This is a genomic window from Kitasatospora sp. NPDC127067 (assembly GCF_042724755.1).
In the GTDB taxonomy this organism is placed as follows: domain Bacteria; phylum Actinomycetota; class Actinomycetes; order Streptomycetales; family Streptomycetaceae; genus Kitasatospora; species Kitasatospora lactacystinica.
Window position 1 is genome coordinate 1 of record NZ_JBHXEM010000313.1, and the last position, 1,054, is coordinate 1,054.

The 1,054-nt window shown below is 73.8% G+C and carries 1 protein-coding gene; it reads right to left on the minus strand.

The genetic code is table 11. From position 1 onward, the window contains the following. Nucleotides 1–1,054: N-acetylglucosamine-6-phosphate deacetylase (gene nagA, locus ACFWJ4_RS41670; protein WP_380554716.1), on the minus strand; the 1,054-nt coding region annotated here is incomplete at both ends.

A 1,054-nucleotide genomic window follows, 5' to 3' on the forward strand; every position in this document is an offset into this window, starting at 1 on the left:
CGGAGTCGACCACGACCAGGTCGGCGAGCTTGCCGGTCTCCAGCGAGCCGATCGAGTCGCTCAGGCCGAGCAGCCGGGCCGGGGTGGCGGACAGCGACTCGACGGTCTGGTTCAGGCTCAGCCCGTTGACGGTGACCGAGCGCTTGAACGCCACGTCCAGGGTCAGGGTGGAGCCGGCGATCGCGCCGCCCTCGACCAGCCGGGCCACGCCGTCCTTGACCTGGACCTGGAGGGGGCCGAGCGGGTAGAGGCCGTCGCCCATACCGGCGGCGCCCATCGCGTCGGTGATCAGGGCGACCCGGTTCGCGCCGGCGGTGCCGTAGGCGAGGTCGAGGACGGAGGGGTGCAGGTGCACGCCGTCGTTGATCAGTTCGACGGTGACCCGCTCGTCCTCCAGCAGGGCCACGATCGGGCCGGGGGCGCGGTGGGCGATGCCGGGCATGGCGTTGAACAGGTGGGTGGCGACGGTGGCGCCGGCCTCGATCGCCTCCAGGGTGGTGGCGTAGTCGGAGTCGGTGTGGCCGACGGCGGCGATCACGCCGAGGTCGGTGAGCATCCGAACCGAGTCCAGGCCGCCGGGCAGTTCGGGGGCGAGGGTGACCATCCTGGCGTGGCCGCGGGCGGCGTCGACGAGCTTGCGGACCAGGGCGGGGTCGGGGTCGCGCAGCAGGTCGGGGCGGTGGGCGCCGCAGCGGTTGTGGGAGATGAACGGGCCCTCGAAGTGGATGCCGGCCAGGACGCCGTCCTCGACGAGCTCGGAGAGGACGTGCGCCTGGCGGGCGACCTCGTCGATCTCGCCGGTGACGGTGGAGGCGATCGTGGTGGTGGTGCCGTGTTCCAGGTGGGTCCGGGCGGCCAGCAGCGCCTCCTCGGCGATGCCGGAGGCGTAGGAGGCGCCGCCGCCGCCGTGGACGTGCAGGTCGACGAAGCCGGGGACGACGGTGTACCCGGTCAGGTCGAGGTCGCCGGGTTCGGTGTCGCCGCCGAGGCCGGCGATGCGCTCGCCCTCGACGGCGAGGCGGTCGCCGTCGACGACGCCGCCGGGCAGGACCAG